The sequence below is a fragment of the Enterobacter sp. JBIWA003 genome, assembly GCF_019968825.1.
Lineage (GTDB): Bacteria > Pseudomonadota > Gammaproteobacteria > Enterobacterales > Enterobacteriaceae > Enterobacter > Enterobacter quasiroggenkampii.
Genome location: NZ_CP074170.1, coordinates 1,533,227 through 1,558,713, shown reverse-complemented (window position 1 = coordinate 1,558,713; position 25,487 = coordinate 1,533,227). Strand labels below are relative to the sequence as shown.

The window sequence follows — 25,487 nt, the reverse complement described above, 5'->3', positions numbered from 1 at the left end:
TGCGGTCTGATGCCCTCACCCCGGCCCTCTCCCACAGGGAGAGGGAGAAAAAACGTAGGCCGGGTAAGCGCAGCGCCACCCGGCAAAAAACTTAGCTAAACCAGCTGCCAAACCACCCGTGGAATTTCATCATCACGAAATCCCACATCCGGCTGAAGAAGCCGCCCTCTTCCACCGCTTCCATCACAATCAGCGGACGCTGTTCAATCGACTTACCGTTAAGCTGGAAATCAATCGTCCCGACCACCTGGCCCTTTTTCAGCGGAGCCGTAAGCTGCGGGTCAGTCAGGGTGTAGCTGGCTTTCAGGTTTTTCAGCTGGCCGCGCGGAATGGTCACCGAGCCCGCCTCACCTGCGCCCAGGTTCACTTCGCTCTTGTCACCAAACCAGACGCGCTGGCTGACGAACGTGGCATCCGGTTTAATCGGCGTCACGGTTTCATAGAAGCGGAAGCCCCAGGTCAGCAGTTTTTCGGATTCGTTAAAGCGAATGCGGTCGGTTTTGGTGCCCAGCACCACCGAAATCAGGCGCATGTCGCCCTGCGTCGCGGAGGCCACCAGGTTGTAGCCTGCCCCCGCCGTGGTGCCGGTTTTCATCCCGTCCACATTGACGTTGCTGCTCCACAGCAGGCGGTTGCGGTTCGGCTGGCGGATTTTGTTGAAGGTAAACTCTTTCTCTTTGTGGATGGCGTATTCATCCGGCACGTCGTGGATCAGCGCTTTCCCCAGCAGCGCCATGTCGCGTGCGGTGCTGAACTGACCCGGCGCATCCAGACCGTGAACCGTTTTAAAGGTCGTATTGGTCAGGCCCAGCTTTTGCGCGTAGCCATTCATCAAACCAATGAAAGAATCCTGGCTGCCGGCGACGTAATCGGCCAGCGCGATGCACGCATCATTTCCCGACTGAATAATCACCCCTTTATTCAGATCGGAAACGGAAACCTGATCCCCTGGCTTCAGGAACATCACGGAAGAACCCCGCAGCGCCGGGTTGCCGGTCGCCCACGCGTCCTTCCCGATGGTCACCATATCGTCCAGCTTGATCTTGCCCGCTTTCAGCGCCTGGCCCACCACATAGCTGGTCATGATTTTAGTCAGGCTTGCCGGATCGAGTTTCTCATCCGCATTCCCTTCCGCCAGCACTTTACCGCTGGCGTAGTCCATCAGGATCCAGGCGCGCGCATCCACTGGCGGCGCTTCGGGCGCAGCCTGTTCAGCTGCGTAGAGCGTTGGTGCAAACAGGAAAAGAAGCGCAGAGCCTGCCGCCAGGCTGCGCAGAGAAGTCATTTTACGCGTCATAAATGCCACCCGAGTGTCCATTCAAAAATTACGTCACATCACCGTGTCGCAAGAAGCGATGAGTAATAGCGCACTAAAACCGTTAAAGAAACCCAACGAGGGTAAAGTTATTAAAGTTTATGCAATAACATTCAGATACGCTTTGATTAAGACGATTTTTTTGTCTTCTGTTGCGTAATTGTTAGGTTTATCTCACCATGGCGAAAGGCTGACTCGGATTCACATCTCATCGGGAGTAAATATGATTACGCTGTGGGGCAGGAATAATTCGACCAACGTTAAGAAAGTGCTCTGGACGCTGGAAGAGTTGGATTTACCGTTCAATCAAATCATGGCTGGCATGGCGTTCGGCGTGAACAAGGAGGCCGACTATCTGGCCATGAACCCGAACGGCCTGGTGCCGCTGCTGCGCGATGATGAAACAGACGCGACGCTTTGGGAGTCCAACACCATTGTCCGTTACCTCGCCGCCCAGTACGGTCAGGGCCGCCTGTGGGTTGAGAATCCCGCCCGGCGCGCTCAGGGCGAAAAGTGGATGGACTGGGCGAACCAGACGCTGTCCCCGACCCACCGCGTGATCCTGATGGGGCTTATCCGCACGCCGGAAGCTGAACGCGACTATCCCGCGATTCACGCCGCGCAGGATGCCTGCGAAAATCTGTTTGCGATGATGGATGACGAGCTGGCGAAGCACGCCTGGTTCTCCGGCGAGGCGTTCGGCACAGGCGATATCGCCGTGGCACCCTTCGTCTGGAACCTGACCAATATGGGTCTGAAGTGGACGCCACGCCCTCACCTTGAGCGCTGGCTTAAACAGCTGAGCGATCGCCCTGCGTATCGTAACGTCGTGATGATCCCGGTCACCTGATTACGCGCCGGACGGGCTGACTTTCAACAGTTGCCCGTCCGTCTCGTCGGTCAGGACATACAGATACCCATCCGGCCCCACCCGCACGTCGCGAATACGCTGGTCCCGGTCGCCCAGAATGCGCCCGTCCTCCGTCACCTTGTTTCCCTCCACGCTCAGCACGATCACGTCCTTCTCCTTCAGCGCGCCGATAAACAGCTTGTTTTTCCACTGCGGGAAGACGTCACTGTTGTAAAACGCCATGCCGCTCACCGCGGGTGAGACTTTCCAGACGAACAGCGGCTTCTCGGTGCCCTCAACATGCGCGCCTTTGGCTTCCGGGATTTTCAGGCCGCTGTAGTTAATGCCGTGCGTGGCCAGCGGCCAGCCGTAGTTCTTGCCTTTCTCCGGAATGTTGATCTCATCCCCGCCGCGCGGGCCATGCTCGTTCAGCCACAGCGTGTCGCTCCAGGGGTTCATCGCCATCCCCTGCGGGTTGCGAATGCCGTAAGACCAGATTTCGGGTCGCGCACCGGGGGTGTTCACAAAGGGGTTATCCGACGGGACTTTCCCGTCTTCGGTGAGGCGCACCACTTTGCCCTGCAATTTATCCAGATCCTGCGCCGTCGGACGCTGATTGTTCTCGCCGAGTCCAATAAAGAGAGAGCCTTTGCCGTCGAACACCAGCCGCCCGCCAAAATGGTTACCGGTTGAGAGTTTCGGCATCTGGCGGAACGCCACCTGGAATCCCTCGATGCGGGAATAGTCGTCGCTCAGGCGGCCATAGCCCACCGCCGTTCCGGCTTTGCCGTCATGCCCGGCCTCGGCGTAGCTCAGCCAGACGCGGCGCGACTTCTCAAAATCCGGCGCCAATACCACATCCAGCAATCCTCCCTGACCGTTTGCCCAGACCTTCGGTACGCCGACAATCGGATCGGAGAGCCCTTTTCCGGTCTGCCAGCGTTTGAGCTGACCGCCCTTCAGGGTCACCAGCAGCCCGTCATTATCCGGCAGGAACGCCAGGGACCAGGGGTGATCGAGTCTGTTTTGCAGCACCTCGACCTTCACTGCCTCTGGCGCAGCAAGAAGTGAAAACGAAATAAATAACGCAGGCAGGGAAATCAGCGAGGATCGAGGCATAACGCGCTCCTTTATCGGCATATGGCATAAAGATTAGCCACTGCGTCCGGGCGCGTTATCACTTTTACAAAAGCTTAAGCAGAAGGGGGAGTTGCCTCCCCCGGGATCAGTGCTGTTCGAGCTGTTTGTGCTCGTTCAGACACATGATGCATAGAGAGAGCGTTGTCAGGCAGTTTTCAAGCTTCTCCGCGTTTACGGCGATAAAGTTCGGGCAGTCGTGGCGTCCGTTCATCAGACACACCCCTGCAATGGAGAGCACTTCGGCGGCACGGCGCAGCGCGATCTCTTCACTTTCGCCGCCGTTCGCCTTCAGGGTCGGTGCTTTTTCACGCATGAAATTACACAGTTCAAACAGGTTATCACGCAGATGTTCGCTTTCGCTGACTGACATATACCCTTTTGCCTTCCTCAACTGCAGGTACGCGGCCAGGTCGATTCGGGCGTTGATCAGCTTGTTCAGCAGATCGCGTTTTAGTCTGTCAACGGTCATGCTCTTTCCTCCTCTGTCAGCCATGGTGCATAGTCAGGATAAGTACATTTTTTGTACAGTTTAATGCCTGGGATCAATTTTTATTAACTGATTAACATTATTTACAATGTTACAACCTCGGCCCGACGCATCCGCCTTGCAAAGAGTGTATAAATCCCCCGCGATACGCTGTAAAATCCCGCCCTGATAACTCCATAATTGATGAATTTTTAACCTATGAGCAATGTTACGCACCAGCCGAAAATCGGCTTCGTCTCCCTGGGCTGCCCGAAAAACCTGGTGGATTCAGAACGCATCCTGACCGAACTGCGCACCGAGGGCTATGACGTGGTGCCAAGCTACGACAACGCCGATATGGTGATTGTTAACACCTGCGGGTTTATCGACAGCGCAGTCCAGGAGTCACTGGAAGCCATCGGTGAAGCGCTGACCGAAAACGGTAAAGTGATCGTGACCGGCTGTCTGGGCGCGAAAGAAGACCAGATCCGCGAAGTGCACCCTAAGGTGCTGGAGATCACCGGCCCGCACAGCTACGAGCAGGTGCTGCAACATGTTCATCACTACGTGCCAAAACCCAAACACAACCCGTTCCTGAGCCTGGTGCCAGAACAGGGCGTGAAGCTGACGCCGCGCCACTACGCATACCTGAAGATTTCCGAAGGCTGTAACCATCGCTGTACCTTCTGCATCATCCCGTCCATGCGTGGCGATCTGGTGAGCCGTCCAATCGGCGAAGTGCTGGCAGAAGCTAAGCGCTTGGCTGACGCGGGCGTGAAGGAGCTGCTGGTCATCTCCCAGGACACTTCAGCTTATGGCGTGGACGTTAAGCACCGCTCCGGTTTCCACAACGGCGAGCCGGTGAAAACCAGCATGGTCGGCCTGTGCGAGCAGCTGTCTAAACTCGGTATCTGGACGCGTCTGCACTACGTTTACCCATACCCGCACGTTGACGACGTCATCCCGCTGATGGCGGAAGGCAAGATTCTGCCTTACCTGGACATCCCGCTGCAGCACGCGAGCCCGCGTATCCTGAAGCTGATGAAGCGCCCTGGCTCCGTTGACCGCCAGCTGGCACGCATCAAGCAGTGGCGTGAGATCTGCCCGGACCTGACCCTGCGCTCCACCTTTATCGTCGGCTTCCCGGGTGAAACCGAAGAAGACTTCCAGATGCTGCTCGACTTCCTGAAAGAAGCGCGTCTGGACCGTGTCGGCTGCTTCAAGTACAGCCCGGTGGAAGGCGCAACCGCCAACGAGCTGGCGGACCAGGTGCCGGAAGAGGTGAAAGAGGAGCGCTGGAACCGCTTCATGCAGTTGCAGCAGCAGATCTCTGCCGAGCGTCTGCAGGAGAAAGTGGGTCGCGAGATCATGGTTATCATCGACGAGGTTGACGAAGAAGGCGCGATTGGCCGCAGCATGGCGGACGCCCCTGAAATCGACGGTGCGGTGTACCTGAATGGCGAAACCAACGTTAAGCCGGGTGATATTATTCGCGTGAAGGTTGAAAACGCCGACGAGTATGACCTGTGGGGTAGCCGGGTTTAATCACCCCACTCCGCTTTTGTAGGCCGGGTAAGGCGTAGCCGCCACCCGGCACATTTCACTGCACTACCCCTTTATCCTCGGATCCAGCGCGTCGCGCAGCCCGTCACCTAACAGGTTAAACGCCAGCACGGTCAGGAAAATCGCCAGGCTCGGGAAAATCGCCACGTGCGGCGCAATCACCATATCGGCCCTCGCCTCGTTCAGCATCGCGCCCCACTCCGGCGTCGGAGGCTGTGCCCCTAACCCCAGAAACGACAGGCTGGCCGCCGAGATAATCGACACGCCGATACGCATGGTGAAATAGACCACGATGGACGACACCGTCCCCGGCAGAATATGGCTGAAGAGGATGGTCGCATCGCTGGCCCCCATACTGCGGGCCGACTCGATAAAGGTCTGCTGTTTTAACACCAGCGTGTTGCCGCGCACCAGGCGGGCAAAGGCCGGAATCGAAAACACCGCGACCGCGATGATGACGTTGGCCATGCCGCTGCCCATGATCGCCACCACGGCAATCGCCAGCAGAATGCCGGGGAAGGCAAACAGCACGTCGCAGATGCGCATGATGATGCGGTCCCACCAGCCTTCGTAATACCCGGCAACCAGCCCCAGCACGATCCCGATGGCCGCGCCGATCAGCACCGCGAACACCCCGGCGGCGAGCGAGATCTGCGCCCCTACCAGTACCCGGCTAAAGATATCCCGCCCGAGGGAATCCACGCCGAACCAGTGGAGCATCGAGGGCCCGTCGTTCAGGCGGTCGTAGTCAAAATAATTTTCCGCATCAAACGGCGCCACCCACGGCGCCACGATCGCCACCACAATCAGCAGCAGCACGAACAGCCCCGCCGTCATCGCGACCGGCTGACGGCGGAAACGCCGCCAGAATTCAGACCACGGGGTGCGGATGTGGTCCGGTTTGAGCCCCGGCATGGCGTTTAAAACAGCCTGACGTCGCCAGTTCAACAATCGCATCTTACTTATACCTGATGGCCGGGTTAATGGCGGCGTAGAGCACGTCCACCACTAAGTTGATAAGAATAAACTCCAGCGAGAAAAGCAGCACTTCCGCCTGGATCACCGGGTAGTCGCGCATCTCGACGGAATCGACCAGCAGACGTCCCAGCCCCGGCCAGTTGAAGACCTTTTCCACCACGATAGAGCCGCCCAGCAGGAAGCCAAACTGAAGCCCCATCATCGTCACCACCGGGATCATCGCATTGCGGAACCCGTGCTTGAGGATGACCCACTTCTCGCTGACCCCTTTCGCCCGCGCGGTGCGAATATAATCTTCGCTCAGCACGTCAACGAACGAGGCGCGGGTAAAGCGGGCCATCACCGCCGACACGGCAGCCCCCAGCGTCATCGAGGGCAGAATGTAATGCTTCCAGGTATCGGCCCCGACGGTGGGCAGCCAGCCCAGCTCAACGGAGAAGATCTGCATCAGCAGCATCCCCAGCGCGAACGCCGGGAAGGAGATGCCGGTCACCGCCAGCGCCATGCCGAGCTTGTCCGGCCAGCGGTTACGCCAGACGGACGCCACAATCCCGGCGCCAAGTCCGAACACCACGGCCCAGCTCATGCTGGCTATCGTTAACCAGAACGTGGGCATAAAGCGGCTGGCGATCTCCTCCGACACCGGACGACGCGAGACCATCGAGATGCCAAAGTCACCCTGCAGAACGTTGCCAATATAGTGCAGAAACTGCATATAAAGCGGCTGGTCAAGACCCAGCTGTTTACGCACCAGCTCAATGACCGTGGCATCCGCTTCGGGCCCGGCAACCAGACGCGCCGGATCCCCCGGCAGCATATGGACAAACAAAAACACCAGCACTGCCACAATCAGCAGCGTCGGGATAAGCCCCAGCAGGCGTTTACAAACATAGTTCAGCATGGGCGTTATTTTAAATCCGCATCGTCAAAGCTAAAGCCCGTATCCGGCATGATGTAGAACCCGGTCAACGCTTTGTTATGGGCTGACACGAGTTTCTCCACCACAAGCGGCACCCACGGCGACTCTTTCCAGATGATGTCCTGCGCGTCCTTGTAGAGGCGCGCTTTCTCCTCCGGTTTGGTGGTTTTCAGCGCGTCAGCAAGGTCTTTGTCCACCTGCGGGTTGCTGTAGAACGCGGTATTGAACAGGGTTGGCGGCCAGTTCTGCGAGGCAAACAGCGGCGACAGCGCCCAGTCGGCTTCACCGGTCGAGGCCGACCAGCCGGTGTAGAACATCCGCACGCCGCTCTCTTTCTGCCCTTTCCCCTCAACCTCGGCCGCACGCTGTCCGGCATCCATGGCGGTCACCTGCGCCTTGATACCCACCTGCGCCAGCTGCTGCTGGGTGAACTGCAGCACCTTCTGCGCGGTACTGTGGTTATGCGACGACCACAGCGTGGTGCTGAACCCGTTCGGGAAGCCCGCCTCTTTCAGCAGCTCGCGCGCTTTGGCCGGATCGTACGGCCACGGCTGATAGCTTTGCGCATACGCGATAGCCGGCGGCAGCACGCCGGTGGCCGGGGTGGCATAGCCCGCAAAAGCGACCTTCACCAGCGCCTGACGGTTAATGGCATAGTTAATGGCTTCGCGCACCTTCGGGTTATCGAACGGCTTTTGCGTGACGTTCATGCTGATGTAGCGCTGCATGATCGACGGGCTGGCGACCAGCTCCAGCTTGCTGTTTTTCTCCAGAATGGCGGCCTGCTCATACGGCACAGGGAAGGCAAACTGCGCCTCGCCGGTTTGCAGCATCGCCGCACGGGTGTTGTTGTCCACCACCGGGCGCCAGGTGATGGTGTCCAGCTTCGGCAGCCCTTTTTGCCAGTATCCCGCGTATTTCTTCACCTTCACGAAATCGGTCTGATTCCAGGTGACCAGCTCGTACGGACCGGTACCGACCGGGTGGAAGCCAATCTCCTTGCCGTATTTCTTCAGCGCGGCAGGGGAAATCATTACCGTCGCCGGATGCGCCAGAATATTGATAAACGCTGAGAACGGCTCTTTCAGGGTGATTTTTACCGTCGCCGGGTCGATCACCTCGGTTTTGGCGATGTTTTTATAGAGGTTATAACGCTTAAGGCTGTTTTCAGGATTGCTGGCGCGATCGAGGTTTACTTTCACCGCGTCTGCATTAAAGTCGGTGCCGTCCTGGAACTTCACCCCGGTTTTGAGCTTAATGGTGTACACCAGCCCGTCATCCGAAACGGTGTACCCCTCCGCCAGCACGTTTTTGAGCTTCATCTCTTTATCCAGGCCAAACAGGCCCTGGTAGAACGATTTCGCCACCGCCTGGGAGAGCGTGTCGTTAGCGTCATACGGATCCAGCGTGGTGAAGTTAGAGCCGACGGCGACCACCACATCTTTGGCAGCGAACGCGGGGGCAGCGGCCAGGGCTGCCGTCACGCTCGCGGCTAACAACCATCTACGCGCTACAAATGTAACCATTATGTTCTCCTGCCTGTTGAAAGTTATAACCGCGAAAAAGCATTGTCCTGACGAGGGGGAGCCACGAAATGACCCGGCCCGACCTCACGCAACGCCACGCGCTCTACGGCCTCGCCGCGTTTACGAATATTGCTCGGCATTTCATCCTGCAGCAGCACGCGCTGGCCGTGACGATGCGCCGGGTCGGCGACCGGGACCGCCGCGATGAGCTTGCGGGTATACGGGTGCTGTGGGTTCTCGAACACCGCTCTTCGCGGACCAATTTCCACAATTTGCCCCATAAACATCACCGCCACGCGATGGCTGATGCGCTCAACCACCGCCATGTCGTGCGAGATAAACAGGAAGGCGATCCCCATATCCCGCTGTAAATCCAGCAGCAGATTGATGATTTGCGCCCGGATAGAGACATCCAGCGCCGAGACGGATTCATCCGCAATCACCACTTTCGGGTTCAGCGCCAGCGCGCGGGCGATGCAGATACGCTGCCGCTGCCCGCCGGAAAACTCGTGCGGATAACGCCAGGCGTGTTCCGGCTTCAGGCCAACGCGCTCCAGCAGCCAGGCCACGCGACGCTGCGCCGCCTCGCCGTCGAGCAGGTTATGCACCCGCAGCGGCTCCATGATCGAATACCCCACCGTATGGCGCGGATCGAGGGAGGCATACGGATCCTGGAAAATAAACTGAATATCCCGCCGCACCGCCTGCAGCCTGCTGTCCGGAAGGGTATCAATGCGCTCGCCGTTAAAGGTAATGCTGCCCTCCTGGGATGCCACCAGACGGAGCAACGCGCGCCCGGTCGTGGATTTACCGCAGCCGGACTCCCCCACCAGCGCCAGCGTTTCGCCCGGCCACAGATCGAAGCTGACGTTTTCCACCGCGTGCACTTCGCGCTTCACCCGGTTCAGTACGCCGCTGCGCAGCGGAAACCGGGTGACCAGATTGCGCACTTCCAGAATGGGCTTGCCCGGCACCACGGTGTCCTGCTCGCGTTCCTCCTCCTGCGGCTCAGACGCCGCCAGGGAAATCAGCGGAAAACGACGCGGCAGATCGCTGCCGTTCATCGCCCCAAGACGCGGGACCGCCGCCAGCAGCGCTTTGGTGTAGGGATGCGCGGGCGCGTGAAAAATCTGCTCAACCGTGCCGGTTTCGACCGCGCTGCCCTTGTGCATCACCAGTACGCGATCGGCGATATCGGCGACCACGCCCATATCGTGGGTGATAAAGATCACCCCCATCTCCATCTCCTGCTGCAGCACGTTGATGAGCTGCAGGATCTGCGCCTGAATCGTCACGTCCAGCGCCGTCGTCGGCTCATCGGCAATCAGCACCGCGGGACGGCACGAGAGCGCCATGGCGATCATCACCCGCTGGCGCATGCCACCGGAAAGCTGATGCGGGTAGCGGCCGAGAATGGCCTGAGCCTCCGGAATGCGTACCAGCTCCAGCATGCGTCTGGCTTCCCTGAGCGCCTCATCGCCGCTCAGCCCCTGATGCAGGCGAATGGACTCGGCAATTTGTTCCCCGACCGGGAACACCGGGTTCAGGGAGGTCATTGGCTCCTGGAAGATCATCGCAATATCCGCCCCGCGCACGCCCTGCATCTGCGCGCCGCTCAGCTCGTTTAAATCAATGACCTGGCGGTTACGGCGGCGCAGCAGCATTTTCTCGCTGGTGATTTGACCACCCGTCTGTTCCAGCAGGCGCATCAGCGCCAGCGCGGTGACCGATTTCCCGGAGCCGGACTCGCCAACAATCGCCAGCGTCTCGCCGCGCCTGAGCGTGAACGATAAATTCTGTACTGCGGGGATGAACTGCCGCTCTTCCTGAAACGCAATATTCAGCTGATGGACAGCCAGCACTTCGCGGTTGTCCAGCTCTTCACTGTGCGGCACGCGCTGCCCCCTTATTCACGATAAATCCCCGTGCTCGGCTCATCGCCGGCATAGCCCCAGGCGCGGTACATGCCTTCGCTGTTGAACGGCAGGGCCACGTTGCCCTCACGATCCACCGCAATGAGTCCGCCGATGCCGCCCAGGGCAGGTAATTTTTCCATCACCACACGCTCGCAGGCCTCGCTCAGGCTTAAGCCGCCGTAATCCATCAGCGCGGTAATGTCATAGGCCGCGAGAGCGCGGATAAACACTTCTCCGGTGCCGGTACATGACACCGCCGCCGTCGCGTTATTGGCATAGCAACCCGCGCCAGGCAGCGGGCTATCACCCACGCGTCCGGGCAGCTTGTTGGTCATCCCGCCCGTGGAAGTTGCCGCCGCGAGGTTGCCGGCTTTATCCAGCGCCACCGCGCCCACCGTGCCCATTTTGCTGCGCTCATCCAGCGGCGCAGTATGGTCAAGCTGCGTCATGCCCGCCGAACGGGCGTCCAGCAGCTGCTGATAGCGGGCTTCCGTGGAAAACAGGTCAGGCGATACCGGCTCCATTCCGTGTTCGAAGGCAAACCTCTCCGCCCCCGCGCCCGTCAGCAGCACATGCGGGCTCTCTTCCATCACCAGACGCGCGGCCAGCACCGGGTTACGCAGGTGGCTGACGCCTGCCACGGCCCCCGCTTTCAGGGTGATACCGTCCATGACGCAGGCATCCAGCTCGTGCGTTTCATCCCGGGTAAAGACCGAACCGATCCCCGCATTAAATAACGGGCACTCTTCCAGCAGACGCACCGCCTCGGTGACCACATCCAGCGCGCTCTCGCCCGCTTCCAGCATTTTCTGGCCCGTTTCCACAATGGCGTACAGCGCGTCGATGTAGCGTTTTTCCTGCTCAGAAGTGAGCTGTGCACGGGTGATTGCCCCGGCCCCGCCATGAATTGCGATTACCGCCTTAACCATTCGCATCACCCGTTAGCCTGTTTTGCGGCTTTTTCTATAAATATCATTATCGTCGACGAAACTTCAGATGATTTTTGAATATAGAAAGACGTAACAGTGATGTAAAGCGTGCACCCTTCGGTCATACAGTTAGCCGCACTTTTCTGCCATAATGGACGCTTTCGTTGTTACTCCGCAGGAGCCCACCATGGATTTTACCGCCGGACTGATGCCGCTTGAGACGGCACTCACGCAGATGCTTGACCGAGTTTCCCAGCTGCATGACGTTGAGACGCTGCCCCTCGTGCGCTGTTTTGGCCGTATTGCCGCACGCGATATCGTCTCTCCGCTCAACGTGCCGGGGTTTGATAACTCCGCGATGGACGGTTACGCGGTACGCCTGGCGGATCTCCAGACGGGTAACGCCCTGCCGGTGGCGGGTAAAGCCTTTGCGGGTCAGCCGTTTAGCGGCGAATGGCCTGCGGGCACCTGCGTGCGCATCATGACCGGCGCGCCGGTTCCGCCAGGCTGCGACGCCGTGGTGATGCAGGAAGAGACCGAACAGACCGACGACGGCGTGCGTTTTACCGCCAGCGTCAAAGCGGGCCAGAACATCCGTCGCACGGGCGAAGACATTACCCTCGGCGCGACGGTCTTTGCCGCCGGGCAAAAGCTGACGGTGGCGGAGCTGCCGGTGCTGGCCTCGCTCGGCATCGCGGATATCGACGTGATCCGTAAAGTGCGCGTCGCCGTTTTCTCCACCGGCGACGAGCTGCAGCTTCCGGGCCAGCCGCTGCAGGACGGCCAGATTTACGACACCAACCGCCTGGCGGTACACCTGATGCTGGAGCAGCTGGGCTGCGAGGTGATTAACCTCGGCATCATTCCTGACGATCCGGAACAACTGCGCGCGGCGTTTATCGAGGCGGATAAATCCGCCGACGTGGTCATCAGCTCCGGCGGCGTCTCCGTGGGCGAAGCGGATTACACCAAAACCCTTCTTGAAGAGCTGGGTGAAATCGCCTTCTGGAAGCTGGCGATCAAGCCGGGCAAGCCGTTCGCGTTTGGCAAGCTTTCACACAGCTGGTTCTGCGGCCTGCCGGGTAACCCGGTCTCGGCGGCACTCACCTTCTACCAGCTGGCGATCCCGCTGCTGGCGAAGCTTTCCGGCAACAAGGCCAGCCCGCTGCCGGAACGCGTGCGCGTGCGTGCCGCCACGCGGTTGAAAAAATCACCGGGCCGTCTCGATTTCCAGCGCGGCATTCTGACCCGCGGTGCGGACGGCGAGCTCGAAGTGAGCACCACCGGACATCAGGGTTCGCACATTTTCAGCTCCTTCAGTCTGGGCAACTGCTTCATCGTGCTGGAGCGCGAGCGCGGCAACGTGGAAGCCGGCGAATGGGTTGAGGTCGAGCGCTTTAACCACCTGTTCGGAGGCTAACATGACGGTGGAGCTGAGCGACCCGGAGATGATGCGCTACAACCGTCAGATTGTGCTGCGCGGGTTTGACTTCGAGGGTCAGGAAGCGCTCAAGGCGGCCAGCGTGCTGGTCGTCGGGCTGGGCGGGCTGGGCTGCGCCGCCGCGCAGTACCTTGCCGCGGCGGGCGTAGGAAGCATGACGCTGCTGGATTTCGATACCGTGTCGGTGTCCAACCTGCAGCGCCAGACGCTGCACAGCGACGCGACGGTGGGCCAGCCGAAAGTGGAATCCGCCAGGGCTGCGCTGGCGCGCATCAACCCCCACGTTCAGTTCACGCTGATTGACGCAATGCTGGATGACGACGCGCTGTTCGCGCAGATTGCCCGGCACGACCTGGTGCTGGACTGCACCGATAACGTCGCCATCCGCAACCAGCTCAACGCGGGCTGTTTTGCTCACAAAACCCCGCTGGTCTCCGGCGCGGCGATCCGCATGGAGGGGCAAATCAGCGTCTTCACGTACGCCGAGGGTGAACCCTGCTACCGCTGCCTGAGCCGTCTGTTTGGCGAGAATGCGCTGACCTGCGTTGAGGCGGGCGTGATGGCGCCACTCGTCGGCGTGATTGGTTCGTTGCAGGCAATGGAAGCGATCAAGGTGCTGGCGAATTACGGCACGCCCGCAGCGGGTAAAATCGTGATGTACGACGCGATGACCTGCCAGTTCCGCGAGATGAAGCTGATGCGTAACCCGGGGTGTGAGGTGTGTAGCCAGTAAAAAAGTCGGGTGGCGGCTTCGCCTTACCCGACCTACAACGGCGCGAACGTAGGCCGGGTAAGTGCCAGCGCCACCCGGCAACCGCGTCAGATAGACGTCCGTCCAAACGCCCCCTGCCAGTCCTGCTCAAACTTCACAATCGCCGCATCCACAGCCGGAGAGGTAATAAACTGCTGCGCCACGTCCAGCGGCAGCGTGATGGACTCGCACCCAGCCAGCAGGCAGTCCAGCGCCTGACGCGGGGTTTTAAAGCTCGCGGCCAGCACTTTTGACTGCGGGGCATGCAGCGTCAGCAGCTGCTGTAATTCCACCACGGTCTGGATCCCGTCCCCGCCCTGCGCGTCCACGCGGTTAACGTAAGGCGCCACATACTCCGCCCCCGCCAGCGCGGACAGCATCCCCTGCGCGGCACCGTATACCGCCGTACCCAGCGTCGGGATCCCTTCCGCTTTCAGCATCTTGAGCGCCGCCAGCCCTTCTGCGGTCACCGGCACTTTCACCACCAGATCGTTAATGATAGCGCGCAGCTTACGCGCGTCTTCCACCATCCCTTCGGCGGTGGTCGCCATCACCTGCGCGAACAGACGGCCTTTACCGCCCAGCGCGTCGTGCAGCGCGGGCAGCAGTTCGTCGAGCGGCGTTTTACCGGCCGCAACGATGCTTGGGTTGGTGGTCACCCCCGCCAGCGGGAAGATACGCGCCAGCTTTTTGACTGCCGCAACGTCAGATGTGTCGAGATAAAGTTCCATGAAGTCACCCTCAAAATTAGCCTGCACTTACCCTATCACGACAAAACCTGCTCAAGAGTTGACCTGCATCAAGATAACTTTCATTCGAAAGTCATTTAATCTTCGTATGCAAGATGGGAGGTGAAAACATGATCTTCAATATTCAGCGTTACTCTACCCACGATGGCCCCGGTATCCGTACCGTGGTGTTCCTGAAAGGCTGCTCGCTGGGCTGTCGCTGGTGCCAGAACCCGGAAAGCCGCTCCCGCAGTCGGGACGTGCTGTTTGATGCGCGTCTGTGCCTGGACGGCTGCGACCTGTGTCAGCAGGCGGCATCGGGCTGTATCGAACGTGCGCTGAACGGGATGGTCATTCATCGTGAGAAATTAAGTGAAGAGACGCTTAATGCCCTCACCGACTGCTGCCCGACGCAGGCGCTGACCGTCTGCGGTGAAGAACAGCAGGTCGAGGAGATCATGGCGACCGTACTGCGCGACAAACCCTTCTATGACCGCAGCGGCGGCGGGATCACCCTCTCCGGCGGCGAACCGTTTATGAACCCGGAGCTGGCGCAGGCCCTGTTTCAAGCCAGCCATGACCAGGGGATCCACACCGCCGTCGAAACCTGCCTTCACGTGCCGTGGCACTATATCGAGCCGTCATTACCGTACGTCGATTTGTTCCTCGCCGACCTGAAGCACGTTGACGGTGACGTGTTCAAGCAGTGGACGGACGGTTCGGCTAAGCGCATCCTGGACAACCTGAAACGCCTGGCCGCCGCCGGGAAAAAGATCACCATCCGCGTGCCGCTGATCCAGGGCTTCAACGCGGATGAAGCCTCCATCACCGCCATCACCAACTTCGCTGCCGACGAGCTCGGCGTCGACGATATTCATTTTCTGCCGTATCACACGCTGGGCATGAACAAATACACCCTGCTCGGCCAACCCTACTCTGCCCCTGACAAACCGCTGGATAACCCTGCCCTGCTGGACTTCGCGCAGCAGTACGCCTGCCAGAAAGGGTTAACCGCGACCTTACGAGGATAAACTTATGACAACCCTGAATCTCAATACCCTCAGCGAGCGCATTAAGGCGCACAAAACGGCGCTGGTGCATATCGTTAAGCCGCCGGTCTGTACCGAGCGCGCCCAGCATTACACCGAAATGTACCAGCAGCACATGGACAAGCCGATCCCGGTCCGTCGCGCCCTGGCGCTGGCGCATCACCTGGCCGAGCGTACCATCTGGATCAAACACGACGAGCTGATTATCGGTAACCAGGCCAGCGAAGTGCGCGCCGCGCCGATCTTCCCGGAATACACCGTCTCCTGGATTGAGAAAGAGATTGACGACCTGGCGGATCGCCCGGGCGCGGGCTTTGCGGTGAGTGAAGAGAACAAGCGTGTGCTGCATGAGATCTGCCCGTGGTGGCGCGGCCAGACGGTGCAGGATCGCTGCTACGGCATGTTCACCGACGAGCAGAAAGGCCTGCTGGAAACCGGCATCATCAAAGCCGAAGGCAATATGACCTCCGGCGACGCGCACCTGGCGGTGAACTTCCCCCTGGTGCTGGAGAAAGGTCTCGACGGCCTGCGCGCCAAAGTGGCCGAGCGCCGCTCGCGCATCAACCTGACGGTGCTGGAAGACCTGCACGGCGATCAGTTCCTGAAGGCAATTGATATCGTGCTGGAAGCGGTGAGCCTGCACATCAAACGCTTCGCCGATCTGGCGCGCGAGATGGCCTCCATCGAAACCCGCGAAAGCCGCCGCGACGAGCTGCTGGCGATGGCAGAAAACTGCGACGTGATTGCTCACGAGCCTCCAAAAACCTTCTGGCAGGCGCTGCAGCTGTGCTACTTCATTCAGCTGATCCTGCAGATTGAGTCCAACGGCCACTCCGTCTCCTTCGCGCGTATGGACCAGTATCTCTATCCGTACTACCGCCGCGACGTGGAGCTGAACCAGAGCCTGGATCGCGAACATGCCATCGAGCTGCTGCACAGCTGCTGGCTGAAGCTGCTGGAAGTGAATAAGATCCGCTCCGGCTCGCACTCCAAAGCCTCCGCCGGCAGCCCGCTGTACCAGAACGTCACCATCGGCGGCCAGAAGCTGGTCAACGGTGAGCCAATGGACGCGGTGAACCCGCTCTCCTACGCGATTCTGGAATCCTGCGGCCGTCTGCGCTCCACCCAGCCGAACCTGAGCGTGCGCTATCACGCGGGCATGAGCAACGACTTCCTCGACGCCTGCGTGCAGGTGATCCGCTGCGGCTTCGGGATGCCCGCGTTCAACAACGATGAAATCGTGATCCCGGAATTCATCAAGCTCGGCGTTGAACGAGACGACGCCTACGACTACGCGGCGATTGGCTGTATCGAAACCGCGGTGGGCGGCAAGTGGGGCTATCGCTGCACCGGCATGAGCTTCATCAACTTCGCCCGCGTGATGCTGGCCGCGCTGGAAGGCGGCCGCGATGCCACCAGCGGCAAGGTGTTCCTGCCGCAGGAGAAAGCGCTCTCTGCCGGTAACTTCGACAATTTCGACGAGGTGATGGCGGCCTGGGATAGCCAGATCCGCTACTACACCCGCAAATCCATCGAGATTGAGTACGTGGTGGACACCATGCTGGAGGAGAACGTCCACGATATTCTCTGCTCGGCGCTGGTGGACGACTGCATCGAGCGCGCGAAAAGCATCAAGCAGGGCGGCGCGAAGTATGACTGGGTCTCCGGCCTGCAGGTGGGGATCGCCAACCTCGGCAACAGCCTGGCGGCGGTGAAGAAGCTGGTGTTCGAACAGGGCGTCATTGGCCAGCAGCAGCTGGCGGCGGCGCTGGCGGATGACTTCGATGGCCTGACCCACGAGCAGCTGCGTCAGCGCCTGATCAACGGCGCGCCGAAGTACGGCAACGACGACGACAGCGTGGATATGCTGCTGACCCGCGCCTATCAGACCTACATTGAAGAGCTGAAGCAGTACCACAACCCACGCCACGGCCGCGGCCCGATTGGCGGTAACTACTACGCGGGCACCTCCTCGATTTCCGCAAACGTGCCGTTTGGCGCGGCGACGATGGCGACACCGGACGGACGTAAGGCGCACACGCCGCTGGCGGAAGGGGCAAGCCCGGCTTCCGGTACCGACCACCTGGGTCCAACAGCGGTCATCGGTTCCGTGGGTAAACTGCCTACCGAGGCGATTCTCGGCGGCGTGCTGCTGAACCAGAAGCTGAACCCGTCAACGCTGGAAAACGACAGCGATCGCCAGAAGCTGATGGTGCTGCTGCGCACCTTCTTCGAGGTACATAAGGGCTGGCATATTCAGTACAACATTGTCTCCCGCGACACGCTGCTGGAGGCGAAGAAACACCCTGACCAGTATCGTGACCTCGTGGTGCGCGTCGCAGGTTACTCGGCGTTCTTCACCGCCCTGTCGCCGGATGCGCAGGACGATATTATCGCCCGTACTGAACATACGCTGTAAGAAAAACGCCGGTGGCGCTGCGCTTACCGGGCCTACAGAGTCTCCTCGTAGGCCCGGTAAGGCGAAGCCGCCGTCCGGCTTTCTGACTTTCATTCGAAATTAAATTTGTGCTCCCCGTCACCTTGTTATTAGAATGTTTCAAAACGCAGTGACCCAGGAGCACAGTATGACCGTTAAAGTTATCGTCACCGATATGGACGGAACTTTTCTTGATGATGCCAAGCAGTACGATCGTGACCGCTTCCAGGCACAGTTTGAACAGCTTAAAGCCCGCGACATTGAATTCGTTGTCGCCAGCGGCAACCAGTATTACCAGCTCATCTCCTTCTTTCCGGAGCTCAAAGATCGGATCTCCTTCGTGGCGGAAAACGGCGCGCTGGTGTTCGATCGCGGGGAGCAGATTTTTCACGGCGAGCTGACCCGCCATGAATCGCAGATCGTGATTGGCGAACTGCTGAAAGATAAAGGGCTGAACTTCGTGGCCTGCGGGCTGGAGAGCGCGTACGTCAGCGATAAAGCCCCGGACGCGTTCGTGGCGCTGATGTCAAAGCACTACCACCGCTTAAAGCGCATCAGCGATTACCGTGAAATTGACGACGTGCTGTTTAAGTTCTCCCTGAACCTGCCGGACAGCGATATCCCCAATCTGGTGGATAAGCTGCACGTCTCGCTGGACGGCATCATGAAGCCGGTCACCAGCGGCTTTGGCTTTGTCGATTTGATTATCCCCGGCCTGCACAAAGCTAACGGCATCAGCCGTCTGCTGAAGCGCTGGAAAATCTCCCCGCAAGAGTGCGTGGCGATTGGCGACAGCGGCAACGATGCCGAGATGCTGAAGCTGGTGAAATATTCCTTTGCGATGGGTAACGCGGCAGAGAGCATCAAAGAAATCAGCCGCTACAGCACCGATGACAACAACCATCAGGGCGCGCTGAACGTCATTCAGGCCGTGCTCGACAACCATTCCCCGTTCGACGCCTGATCCTTTCTTCGCCGGAGCCTGGCTCCGGCCTCTCACTCTTTTTCCGTCCTGTGGCGCACGTCAAGTTTTTAAACTTGCATTAACTTATTTTTAACTTAAAGTATCACTTGTAGACACTTTTACTTTCGAATGAAAGATGCGAGGCAGTTATGACCTTTACCAGTGAAACCTTGCCGGCGGATCACAAAGCGGCAATCCGTCAGTTGAAACGTGAGTTACGCGCGCAGATCGGTGACGTGCAGGCGGTGTTCAACAAGCTCAGCGACAGCATTGCCACCCGCGTGGCGGAAATTAACGCGCTTAAAAATAAAGGTGAATCCGTCTGGCCGGTGATCCCGTTTGCCGATGTGAAAAACGGCACGATTACCGACGCGCAGCGCGACGCCGTTAAACGCCGCGGCTGCGCGGTGATTAAAGGTCACTTCCCGCGCGAGCAAGCCCTGGCGTGGGATCAGTCGATGCTCGACTACCTCGATCTGAACAAGTTTGACGAGGTGTACAAAGGGCCAGGCGATAACTTCTTCGGCACCCTGACCGCTTCCCGTCCGGAGATTTACCCGATCTACTGGTCGCAGGCGCAGATGCAGGCGCGTCAGAGCGAAGAGATGGCGCAGGTGCAGTCGTTCCTGAACCGTTTATGGACGTTCGAGAGCAACGGCAAGCAGTGGTTTGACCCGGACGTGAGCGTGATTTACCCGGATCGTATCCGCCGTCGTCCGCCGGGAACCACCTCGAAAGGGCTGGGCGCGCATACCGACTCCGGCGCGCTGGAGCGCTGGCTGCTGCCGGCCTATCAGCAGGTCTTTGCCCGCGTGTTTGACGGCAATGTCGACAAGTACGATCCGTGGAACGCCGCGCACCGTACCGAAGTGGAAGAGTATACCGTCGATAACACCACCAAATGCTCGGTATTCCGCACCTTCCAGGGCTGGACCGCGCTGTCGGACATGATTCCTGGCCAGGGGCTACTGCACGTGGTGCCGATCCCGGAAGCAATGGCGTATATTCTGCTGCGTCCGCTGCTGGACGACGTGCCGGAAGACGAGCTGTGCGGCGTGGCGCCGGGGCGCGTGCTGCCGATTTCCGAGAAGTGGCACCCGCTGCTCATCGAGGCGCTGACCAGCATTCCGGCGCTCGAAGCGGGCGATTCGGTGTGGTGGCACTGCGATGTGATCCACTCCGTCGCGCCGGTGGACAATCAGCAGGGCTGGGGCAACGTGATGTATATCCCCGCCGCACCGATGTGCGAGAAAAACCTCGCCTACGCGAAGAAGGTCAAGGAAGCGCTGGAGACCGGCGCATCGCCGGGGGATTTTCCACGCGAAGATTATGAAAAGAGCTGGCAGGACCGCTTTACCGTGAACGATCTCAACATCCACGGCAAGCGCGCGCTGGGCATGGCTTAACTGTCGTACAGCCCTTCCCGCTCGACGGCGGTGCGTCGTTTCCCATGACGTATCCGCCGTACCGATTCCCGCACGGTCAGCGTGCCGTTAAGCAGTAACGTCCCCACCGGCGCGTCCGGGCGCATCAGCCGCTGCTGGAGCATGTGTACCGCTTCCGTTCCCAGCTCGTCGCGGGGAACATGCACGGCAGTGAGCGGCACATCCTGGATCGCCGCCAGGTTAAACCCGTCAATGCTCATCACCGAGACGTCCTGCGGCACGCGCAGGCCGTGGTTTTGTAATGCGCTAATGGTCCCCGCCGCCATAAAATCGCCGCCGACCAGGAACGCGGTTGGCAAATCCTTGCCCTGCATTTCGCTGAGCCAGGCGCTGACCAATTGTTCCGTTTCGCGCGCGCTGAAGCTGGGCACCACCAGCAGATCGCGCCTGTCGTTGAACGTCAGGTTGTGAGACTGCCACGCGTCACGGATCCCTGACAGACGCAGCTCCATGGTGTAGCGACGCAGGCACAGCACGTTCATTACCTCACGGTGTCCCATCTCGAACAGGTATTCCGCCGCCCGCTCGCCAATGGCGCGGTGATCCGGCGCAACGGCAGGCAGACGCATGTGCCGGTCGCGGCAGTTAATCAGCATGCAGGGTTTGCCGACATCCACAGCCAGATTGTGGATATGCGGGTCGTCGATACCGAGAAGAATGGCGGCCTGGGTGTCCGACTCGTTCATGCGCGCCAGAAACAGCTGGGCGTCGCTGTCGTTCTCTTCCAGCGCGCAGTAGCGCAGTCGCACATCGTGGGATGCCAGGCCTTTACTCACGCTCTGGATCACGCGGTAATAAAAGATGTCGGACCGCTCGTCGAAGGCGCGCTGAGGAGCAAAAACCACCAGGCTATTGAGCAGCAGCCGTCCCGCCGCCATGCCCTCCATCACGCCCAGCTCCCGCGCGCACGCCAGCACCTTTGCGCGCGCTTTTTCACTGGTATTCGCTTTCCCCGCCAGCACGCGTGACACGGTGCTGATCGAGAGCTGCGTGCGGGCAGCGATTTCGGTGATTTTTAGCCTTTTGTCCATTTTGTGATCTGGCTCCATTTGCGAAATGAAAAAATTTTCATAGCGTGTTTGTCAGGCAATAACTGACATCAATACCATCTTGCCAGAGTGTTTACGTCAGTTATGAGAAATTTTGCACAAAATAGACTATTGCCCGCTCATTTTCTCCCTTAAGGTGAACCTGTCACACAACTTCCATACTAGTTGTATACCAACTTAAGCAGTTTAAACGGATAGAAATCAAAGGCATAAAAATCTGTGTGACACCTGAACCTCCGTCCCCTTACCGTCCGTCTTGTGGAGAGTAAAATGAGTCAGGACATCAATAACACCGTTGCGACAAGCAAAACCCGTCGCGTCATCAAGAACCTGCGCTGGTACGTGCTGGTGCTGTTCTTACTTGGCGTCACCGTTAACTACATCACCCGAAACTCGCTCGGGATCCTCGCCCCGGAACTGAAAGAGAGCCTTGGGATCACCACCGAGCAATACTCCTGGATCGTCGGTGCGTTCCAGATTGCCTACACCATTTTCCAGCCCCTGTGCGGCTGGCTGATTGACGTGATCGGCCTGAAGATTGGCTTCATGGTCTGCGCCGGGATCTGGGCGCTAATGTGTATTTTCCATGCGGGCGCCGGAAGCTGGCTGCACCTGGCGATCCTGCGCTTCTTTATGGGGGCTTCCGAAGCCGCCGCTACCCCGGCGAACGCCAAAACCATCGGCGAGTGGTTCCCGAAATCAGAGCGTCCCGTTGCTGCCGGCTGGGCGGGCGTGGGCTTCTCTATCGGCGCGATGCTGGCTCCGCCTATCATTTACTTCGCTCACGCCTCGTTCGGCTGGCAGGGGGCGTTCATGTTTACCGGCGTGCTGGCGCTGCTGTGGGTGATCCTGTGGTGGGCGTTCTACCACAACCCGGAGCAGCACCCGAACCTGAGCAAGGACGAGCTGGCGTTTATCAAGCAGGATAACGAACCGCCTGCCGTCAAACTGCCCTTCCTGACCGCGCTGAAAACCGTCTCGAAGAACAAACGCTTCTACGGTATCGCCATCCCGGCCTTTATGGCGGAACCGGCCTGGGCGGTGCTGAGCTTCTGGGTGCCGCTGTACCTTGCCAAAGAGCACGGCATGGACCTGAAGCAGATCGCGATGTTTGCCTGGCTGCCGTTCCTCGCCGCTGACCTTGGCAGCGTGGCGAGCGGCTACCTGACGCGTCTGTACACTCGCCTGTTCGGCTGCTCCCGCGTGAACTCGGTCGTCGCCAGTTCCGTGACGGGCGCGTTCCTGATGATCTCGCTGGCCATCGTGGCCATTACCCGCGACCCGTACATCACCATCGTGCTGATCTCCATCGGCGGCTTCGGGCACCAGATCATCTCCTGCATGCTCAGCGCCCTGGTCGTGGAGTCGTTCGACAAAGGCCAGATGGCGACCGTCAACGGCATGCGCGGCTCGGCGGCGTGGATCGCCAGCTTCCTGTTCTCGCTGTTAATCGGTGTGACCGCCGACAAAATCGGCTTTAACCCGCTCTTTATCGCCATGGGCTTCTTTGACCTGATTGGCGCTCTCTTCCTGGTAGCATTTATTGCTGAACGTCGCGCCAAGCGCGCCTGATAGTGGATGTATTGCATATGAAAACCCTGAAAAACTGGACCGTTGATACGCAGTCGGCAAACCATCTGGAACTGCTGGTCGATAACCAGCACCGTCTGTGCCTGTATGTGCTGGAAGAGAACCTGTTCCGCGTGCTGATCAAACGCAAAGGCGAGCTGGCGCTGGACCGCACCTGGAGCATCGCCCCGGAACAAGACGTGCCGTGGGAAGGTCGCCGTCGTGACGATGTCAGCGGCTTCACCTGCCCGGCCTGGACGCTGACGCAGCAGGACGACACGTTAACCGTGGCAACCGAACAGCTGCGCGTCACCGTGCACCAGCCGCTGTGGCTGGAGTGGCACTACCGCAATGAGGCGGGCGAGTGGCAGCCGCTGGTCAACGACCGCCCCACCAGCGCCTACCTGCTGAACGCCCACGGCGACGGCGTGGCGCACTACCTCAGCCGTCGTAAAGACGAGCGTTTCTACGGCCTGGGTGAGAAAGCGGGCGATCTGCAGCGCAACGGTAAACGCTACGAGATGCGCAACCTCGACGCCATGGGCTACAACGCCGCCAGCACCGACCCGCTGTACAAGCACATTCCGTTCACCCTTACCCGCCGCGATGACGTGAGCTACGGCCTGTTCTACGACAACCTGAGCAGCTGCTGGCTGGATCTGGGTAACGAAATCGACAACTACCACACCGCCTATCGCCGCTGGCAGGCGGAAGCGGGCGATATCGACTACTACATCTTTACCGGCAGGCGCGTGCTGGACGTCACCAAAGCCTTTGTGCGCCTCACAGGTAAGACGCTGTTCGGACCGAAATGGAGCCTTGGCTACAGCGGCTCGACCATGCACTACACCGACGCACCGGACGCGCAGAATCAGTTGATGAACTTCATCCGCCTGTGCGAAGAACACGCCATTCCGTGCGACTCGTTCCAGCTTTCGTCTGGCTATACCTCCATCAACGGCAAGCGCTACGTCTTCAACTGGAACTATGACAAGGTGCCGCAGCCGAAGGTGATGAGCCAGGCATTCCACGACGCGGGATTGAAGTTGGCCGCAAACATCAAGCCGTGCCTGCTACAGGATCATCCGCGCTACAGCGAAGTGGCGGAGAGCGGCCTGTTCATTCGCGATTCAGAAACCGATGCACCCGAACGCTCCAGCTTCTGGGATGACGAAGGCTCGCACCTCGACTTTACCAACCCGCAGACGGTGCAGTGGTGGCAGAACGGCGTCACCACGCAGCTGCTGGAGATGGGCATCGATTCCACCTGGAACGACAACAACGAGTATGAAGTGTGGGACGGGGAAGCCCGCTGCTTTGGCTTCGGCAAGGAAATCGCCATCAAGCATATTCGCCCGGTCATGCCGCTGCTGATGATGCGCGCCTCGCTGGAAGCGCAGCAGCGCTTTGCGCCGGAAAAACGCCCGTATCTCATCTCCCGCTCCGGCTGCGCCGGGATGCAGCGCTACGTTCAGACCTGGAGCGGTGACAACCGCACCAACTGGGACACGCTGCGCTATAACATCCGCATGGGGCTGGGCATGAGCCTGTCCGGGCTGTTCAACGTCGGCCATGACGTGGGCGGTTTCTCCGGCGACAAGCCGGACGCCGAGCTGTTCGTGCGCTGGGTGCAGAACGGCGTGATGCACCCGCGCTTTACCATTCACTCGTGGAACGATGACCACACGGTGAACGAGCCGTGGATGTATCCGGGCGTCACGCCTGCCATTCGCGGCGCGATTGAGCTGCGATACCGCCTGCTGCCGTATCTCTACACCCTGCTCTGGCAGGCGCACGCCGACGACGAGCCAATGCTGCGCCCGACCTTCCTCGACCACGAGCACGATGCGCAGACCTTTGAAGAGTGCGACGACTTCCTGCTGGGCCGCGACCTGCTGGTCGCCAGCGTCGTCGAAGCCGGGCAGCGCGAGCGCCGGGTCTGGCTGCCGGATAACGAAACGGGCTGGTATGATTTTTACACCCACGCGTGGTATGCAGGCGGGCAATCCATCGTCCTCGATGCGCCGCTGGAAAAACTGCCGCTGCTGGTGCGCGCCGGAGCCGGTCTGCCGCTGAGCGAGCGCATCACGCATGTGAGTGCCGAAAAAGATACGGCCCGCGAGTTGAAGCTGTTCCCGGTGAAAGGCGTCGGCACGACCTCGGGGCTGCTGTTTGAAGACGACGGCGAAAGCTGGGGCTATCAGAACGGCAATGCGCTGTGGGTGGAATGGGAAATGGTGTGCGACGGCGCAACCATTAACCTGAGAGTGAACGCACGCGGGGATTATCGTCCGGCGTGGAAGGCGCTAAAGGTGTCATTACCGGCGGGTGAAAAACGTACGCTGCGGGTGAACGGGGTTGAAAGGAGTGAGTGGGTGCTCTGAACATTGCCGGGTGGCGGCTTCGCCTTACCCGGCCTACAAAGTCACCCGTAGGCCCGGTAAGCGAAGCG

General features: G+C 59.7%; 20 protein-coding genes. 10 read left to right on the top strand and 10 right to left on the bottom strand.

Annotated elements, in window-relative coordinates:
• Positions 1 to 91: 91 nt before the first annotated feature.
• Positions 92 to 1,297 (bottom strand): serine-type D-Ala-D-Ala carboxypeptidase, encoded by a 1,206-nt coding sequence (gene dacC, locus KGP25_RS07395; protein WP_008501207.1) that lies wholly within the window; start codon positions 1,295 to 1,297, stop codon positions 92 to 94.
• 241 nt (positions 1,298 to 1,538) lie between these two features.
• Here dacC and KGP25_RS07390 point away from each other — a divergent pair, with 241 nt between their 5' ends.
• A complete protein-coding gene (locus KGP25_RS07390; protein WP_023326978.1) occupies positions 1,539 to 2,165 on the top strand; it encodes a glutathione S-transferase family protein in 627 nt (208 codons plus the stop codon).
• Here the strand turns inward: KGP25_RS07390 and KGP25_RS07385 are convergent, their stop codons facing one another.
• Both KGP25_RS07385 and bssR read right to left on the bottom strand, forming a co-directional pair.
• Complete coding sequence (locus KGP25_RS07385; protein WP_223540183.1) at positions 2,166 to 3,284, bottom strand: PQQ-dependent sugar dehydrogenase; 1,119 nt, start codon at positions 3,282 to 3,284, stop codon at positions 2,166 to 2,168.
• A gap of 106 nt (positions 3,285 to 3,390) precedes the next feature.
• Positions 3,391 to 3,774, bottom strand: coding sequence for a biofilm formation regulator BssR (gene bssR / locus KGP25_RS07380; RefSeq protein WP_024908680.1), 384 nt, complete (start codon positions 3,772 to 3,774; stop codon positions 3,391 to 3,393).
• Positions 3,775 to 3,990: 216 nt separating this feature from the next.
• Here bssR and rimO point away from each other — a divergent pair, with 216 nt between their 5' ends.
• Complete coding sequence (rimO, locus tag KGP25_RS07375) at positions 3,991 to 5,316, top strand: 30S ribosomal protein S12 methylthiotransferase RimO (RefSeq protein WP_008501203.1); 1,326 nt, start codon at positions 3,991 to 3,993, stop codon at positions 5,314 to 5,316.
• A gap of 63 nt (positions 5,317 to 5,379) precedes the next feature.
• Here rimO and gsiD read toward each other — a convergent pair whose 3' ends face one another.
• Genes gsiD through iaaA form a run of 5 tightly spaced genes read right to left on the bottom strand, consistent with a single transcriptional unit; the run spans position 5,380 to position 11,602 of the window.
• A complete protein-coding gene (gsiD, locus tag KGP25_RS07370) occupies positions 5,380 to 6,291 on the bottom strand; it encodes a glutathione ABC transporter permease GsiD (RefSeq protein ID WP_021240948.1) in 912 nt (303 codons plus the stop codon).
• Position 6,292: 1 nt separating this feature from the next.
• Positions 6,293 to 7,213 (bottom strand): glutathione ABC transporter permease GsiC, encoded by a 921-nt coding sequence (gsiC, locus tag KGP25_RS07365; RefSeq protein ID WP_104949039.1) that lies wholly within the window; start codon positions 7,211 to 7,213, stop codon positions 6,293 to 6,295.
• A gap of 5 nt (positions 7,214 to 7,218) precedes the next feature.
• Positions 7,219 to 8,757: a glutathione ABC transporter substrate-binding protein GsiB gene (gsiB, locus tag KGP25_RS07360; RefSeq protein WP_223540182.1), complete on the bottom strand. Its 1,539-nt coding sequence runs from the start codon at positions 8,755 to 8,757 to the stop codon at positions 7,219 to 7,221.
• Between the two features lie 23 nt (positions 8,758 to 8,780).
• Positions 8,781 to 10,652 carry a glutathione ABC transporter ATP-binding protein GsiA gene (gsiA, locus tag KGP25_RS07355; RefSeq protein WP_196364825.1) on the bottom strand — a complete coding sequence of 624 codons (1,872 nt, stop codon included), beginning with the start codon at positions 10,650 to 10,652 and terminating at the stop codon, positions 8,781 to 8,783.
• 11 nt (positions 10,653 to 10,663) lie between these two features.
• On the bottom strand, positions 10,664 to 11,602 hold the full coding sequence (iaaA, locus tag KGP25_RS07350) for a beta-aspartyl-peptidase (RefSeq protein WP_048027619.1): 939 nt from the start codon (positions 11,600 to 11,602) through the stop codon (positions 10,664 to 10,666).
• Between the two features lie 187 nt (positions 11,603 to 11,789).
• Here iaaA and moeA point away from each other — a divergent pair, with 187 nt between their 5' ends.
• Positions 11,790 to 13,022, top strand: coding sequence for a molybdopterin molybdotransferase MoeA (moeA, locus tag KGP25_RS07345; RefSeq protein WP_223540181.1), 1,233 nt, complete (start codon positions 11,790 to 11,792; stop codon positions 13,020 to 13,022).
• Between the two features lies 1 nt (position 13,023).
• Positions 13,024 to 13,776 carry a molybdopterin-synthase adenylyltransferase MoeB gene (moeB, locus tag KGP25_RS07340; RefSeq protein WP_196346032.1) on the top strand — a complete coding sequence of 251 codons (753 nt, stop codon included), beginning with the start codon at positions 13,024 to 13,026 and terminating at the stop codon, positions 13,774 to 13,776.
• A gap of 86 nt (positions 13,777 to 13,862) precedes the next feature.
• Here the strand turns inward: moeB and fsa are convergent, their stop codons facing one another.
• A complete protein-coding gene (fsa, locus tag KGP25_RS07335; RefSeq protein WP_223540180.1) occupies positions 13,863 to 14,525 on the bottom strand; it encodes a fructose-6-phosphate aldolase in 663 nt (220 codons plus the stop codon).
• Positions 14,526 to 14,653: 128 nt separating this feature from the next.
• Here fsa and KGP25_RS07330 point away from each other — a divergent pair, with 128 nt between their 5' ends.
• The 4 genes from KGP25_RS07330 (at position 14,654) to KGP25_RS07315 (ending at position 20,378) form a co-directional block, all read left to right on the top strand.
• Positions 14,654 to 15,553, top strand: coding sequence for a glycyl-radical enzyme activating protein (locus KGP25_RS07330; RefSeq protein WP_223540179.1), 900 nt, complete (start codon positions 14,654 to 14,656; stop codon positions 15,551 to 15,553).
• A 4-nt stretch (positions 15,554 to 15,557) separates the two neighbouring features.
• Positions 15,558 to 17,990 carry a formate C-acetyltransferase/glycerol dehydratase family glycyl radical enzyme gene (locus KGP25_RS07325; protein WP_223540178.1) on the top strand — a complete coding sequence of 811 codons (2,433 nt, stop codon included), beginning with the start codon at positions 15,558 to 15,560 and terminating at the stop codon, positions 17,988 to 17,990.
• Between the two features lie 166 nt (positions 17,991 to 18,156).
• On the top strand, positions 18,157 to 18,972 hold the full coding sequence (locus tag KGP25_RS07320; protein ID WP_115874571.1) for a Cof-type HAD-IIB family hydrolase: 816 nt from the start codon (positions 18,157 to 18,159) through the stop codon (positions 18,970 to 18,972).
• Positions 18,973 to 19,121: 149 nt separating this feature from the next.
• Positions 19,122 to 20,378: a DUF1479 domain-containing protein gene (locus KGP25_RS07315; protein ID WP_196352154.1), complete on the top strand. Its 1,257-nt coding sequence runs from the start codon at positions 19,122 to 19,124 to the stop codon at positions 20,376 to 20,378.
• On the opposite strand, the gene KGP25_RS07310 is transcribed toward KGP25_RS07315, so the two are convergent.
• Positions 20,375 to 21,448 carry a LacI family DNA-binding transcriptional regulator gene (locus KGP25_RS07310; RefSeq protein ID WP_223540177.1) on the bottom strand — a complete coding sequence of 358 codons (1,074 nt, stop codon included), beginning with the start codon at positions 21,446 to 21,448 and terminating at the stop codon, positions 20,375 to 20,377. The genes KGP25_RS07315 and KGP25_RS07310 overlap by 4 nt on opposite strands.
• Positions 21,449 to 21,736: 288 nt before the next feature.
• Between KGP25_RS07310 and KGP25_RS07305 the strand changes: the two genes are divergently transcribed.
• The gene (locus tag KGP25_RS07305) at positions 21,737 to 23,038 is read left to right on the top strand and encodes an MFS transporter (protein WP_045909413.1); all 1,302 of its coding nucleotides are present in this window, start codon (positions 21,737 to 21,739) and stop codon (positions 23,036 to 23,038) included.
• Between the two features lie 17 nt (positions 23,039 to 23,055).
• The gene (locus KGP25_RS07300) at positions 23,056 to 25,419 is read left to right on the top strand and encodes a glycoside hydrolase family 31 protein (RefSeq protein WP_196352152.1); all 2,364 of its coding nucleotides are present in this window, start codon (positions 23,056 to 23,058) and stop codon (positions 25,417 to 25,419) included.
• Positions 25,420 to 25,487: the final 68 nt, after the last annotated feature.

Bases quoted from the DNA above. Each gene is read 5' to 3' on its own strand.
- KGP25_RS07390 (WP_023326978.1), top strand. From the start codon at position 1,539: ATGATTACGCTGTGGGGCAGGAATAATTCGACCAACGTTAAGAAAGTG.
- iaaA (WP_048027619.1), bottom strand. From the start codon at position 11,602: ATGGTTAAGGCGGTAATCGCAATTCATGGCGGGGCCGGGGCAATCACC.
- moeB (WP_196346032.1), top strand. From the start codon at position 13,024: ATGACGGTGGAGCTGAGCGACCCGGAGATGATGCGCTACAACCGTCAG.
- KGP25_RS07325 (WP_223540178.1), top strand. From the start codon at position 15,558: ATGACAACCCTGAATCTCAATACCCTCAGCGAGCGCATTAAGGCGCAC.
- bssR (WP_024908680.1), bottom strand. From the start codon at position 3,774: ATGACCGTTGACAGACTAAAACGCGATCTGCTGAACAAGCTGATCAAC.
- rimO (WP_008501203.1), top strand. From the start codon at position 3,991: ATGAGCAATGTTACGCACCAGCCGAAAATCGGCTTCGTCTCCCTGGGC.
- gsiB (WP_223540182.1), bottom strand. From the start codon at position 8,757: ATGGTTACATTTGTAGCGCGTAGATGGTTGTTAGCCGCGAGCGTGACG.
- KGP25_RS07320 (WP_115874571.1), top strand. From the start codon at position 18,157: ATGACCGTTAAAGTTATCGTCACCGATATGGACGGAACTTTTCTTGAT.
- fsa (WP_223540180.1), bottom strand. From the start codon at position 14,525: ATGGAACTTTATCTCGACACATCTGACGTTGCGGCAGTCAAAAAGCTG.
- KGP25_RS07300 (WP_196352152.1), top strand. From the start codon at position 23,056: ATGAAAACCCTGAAAAACTGGACCGTTGATACGCAGTCGGCAAACCAT.
- KGP25_RS07385 (WP_223540183.1), bottom strand. From the start codon at position 3,284: ATGCCTCGATCCTCGCTGATTTCCCTGCCTGCGTTATTTATTTCGTTT.
- moeA (WP_223540181.1), top strand. From the start codon at position 11,790: ATGGATTTTACCGCCGGACTGATGCCGCTTGAGACGGCACTCACGCAG.
- KGP25_RS07305 (WP_045909413.1), top strand. From the start codon at position 21,737: ATGAGTCAGGACATCAATAACACCGTTGCGACAAGCAAAACCCGTCGC.
- KGP25_RS07310 (WP_223540177.1), bottom strand. From the start codon at position 21,448: ATGGACAAAAGGCTAAAAATCACCGAAATCGCTGCCCGCACGCAGCTC.
- KGP25_RS07330 (WP_223540179.1), top strand. From the start codon at position 14,654: ATGATCTTCAATATTCAGCGTTACTCTACCCACGATGGCCCCGGTATC.
- dacC (WP_008501207.1), bottom strand. From the start codon at position 1,297: ATGACGCGTAAAATGACTTCTCTGCGCAGCCTGGCGGCAGGCTCTGCG.
- gsiD (WP_021240948.1), bottom strand. From the start codon at position 6,291: ATGCGATTGTTGAACTGGCGACGTCAGGCTGTTTTAAACGCCATGCCG.
- KGP25_RS07315 (WP_196352154.1), top strand. From the start codon at position 19,122: ATGACCTTTACCAGTGAAACCTTGCCGGCGGATCACAAAGCGGCAATC.
- gsiC (WP_104949039.1), bottom strand. From the start codon at position 7,213: ATGCTGAACTATGTTTGTAAACGCCTGCTGGGGCTTATCCCGACGCTG.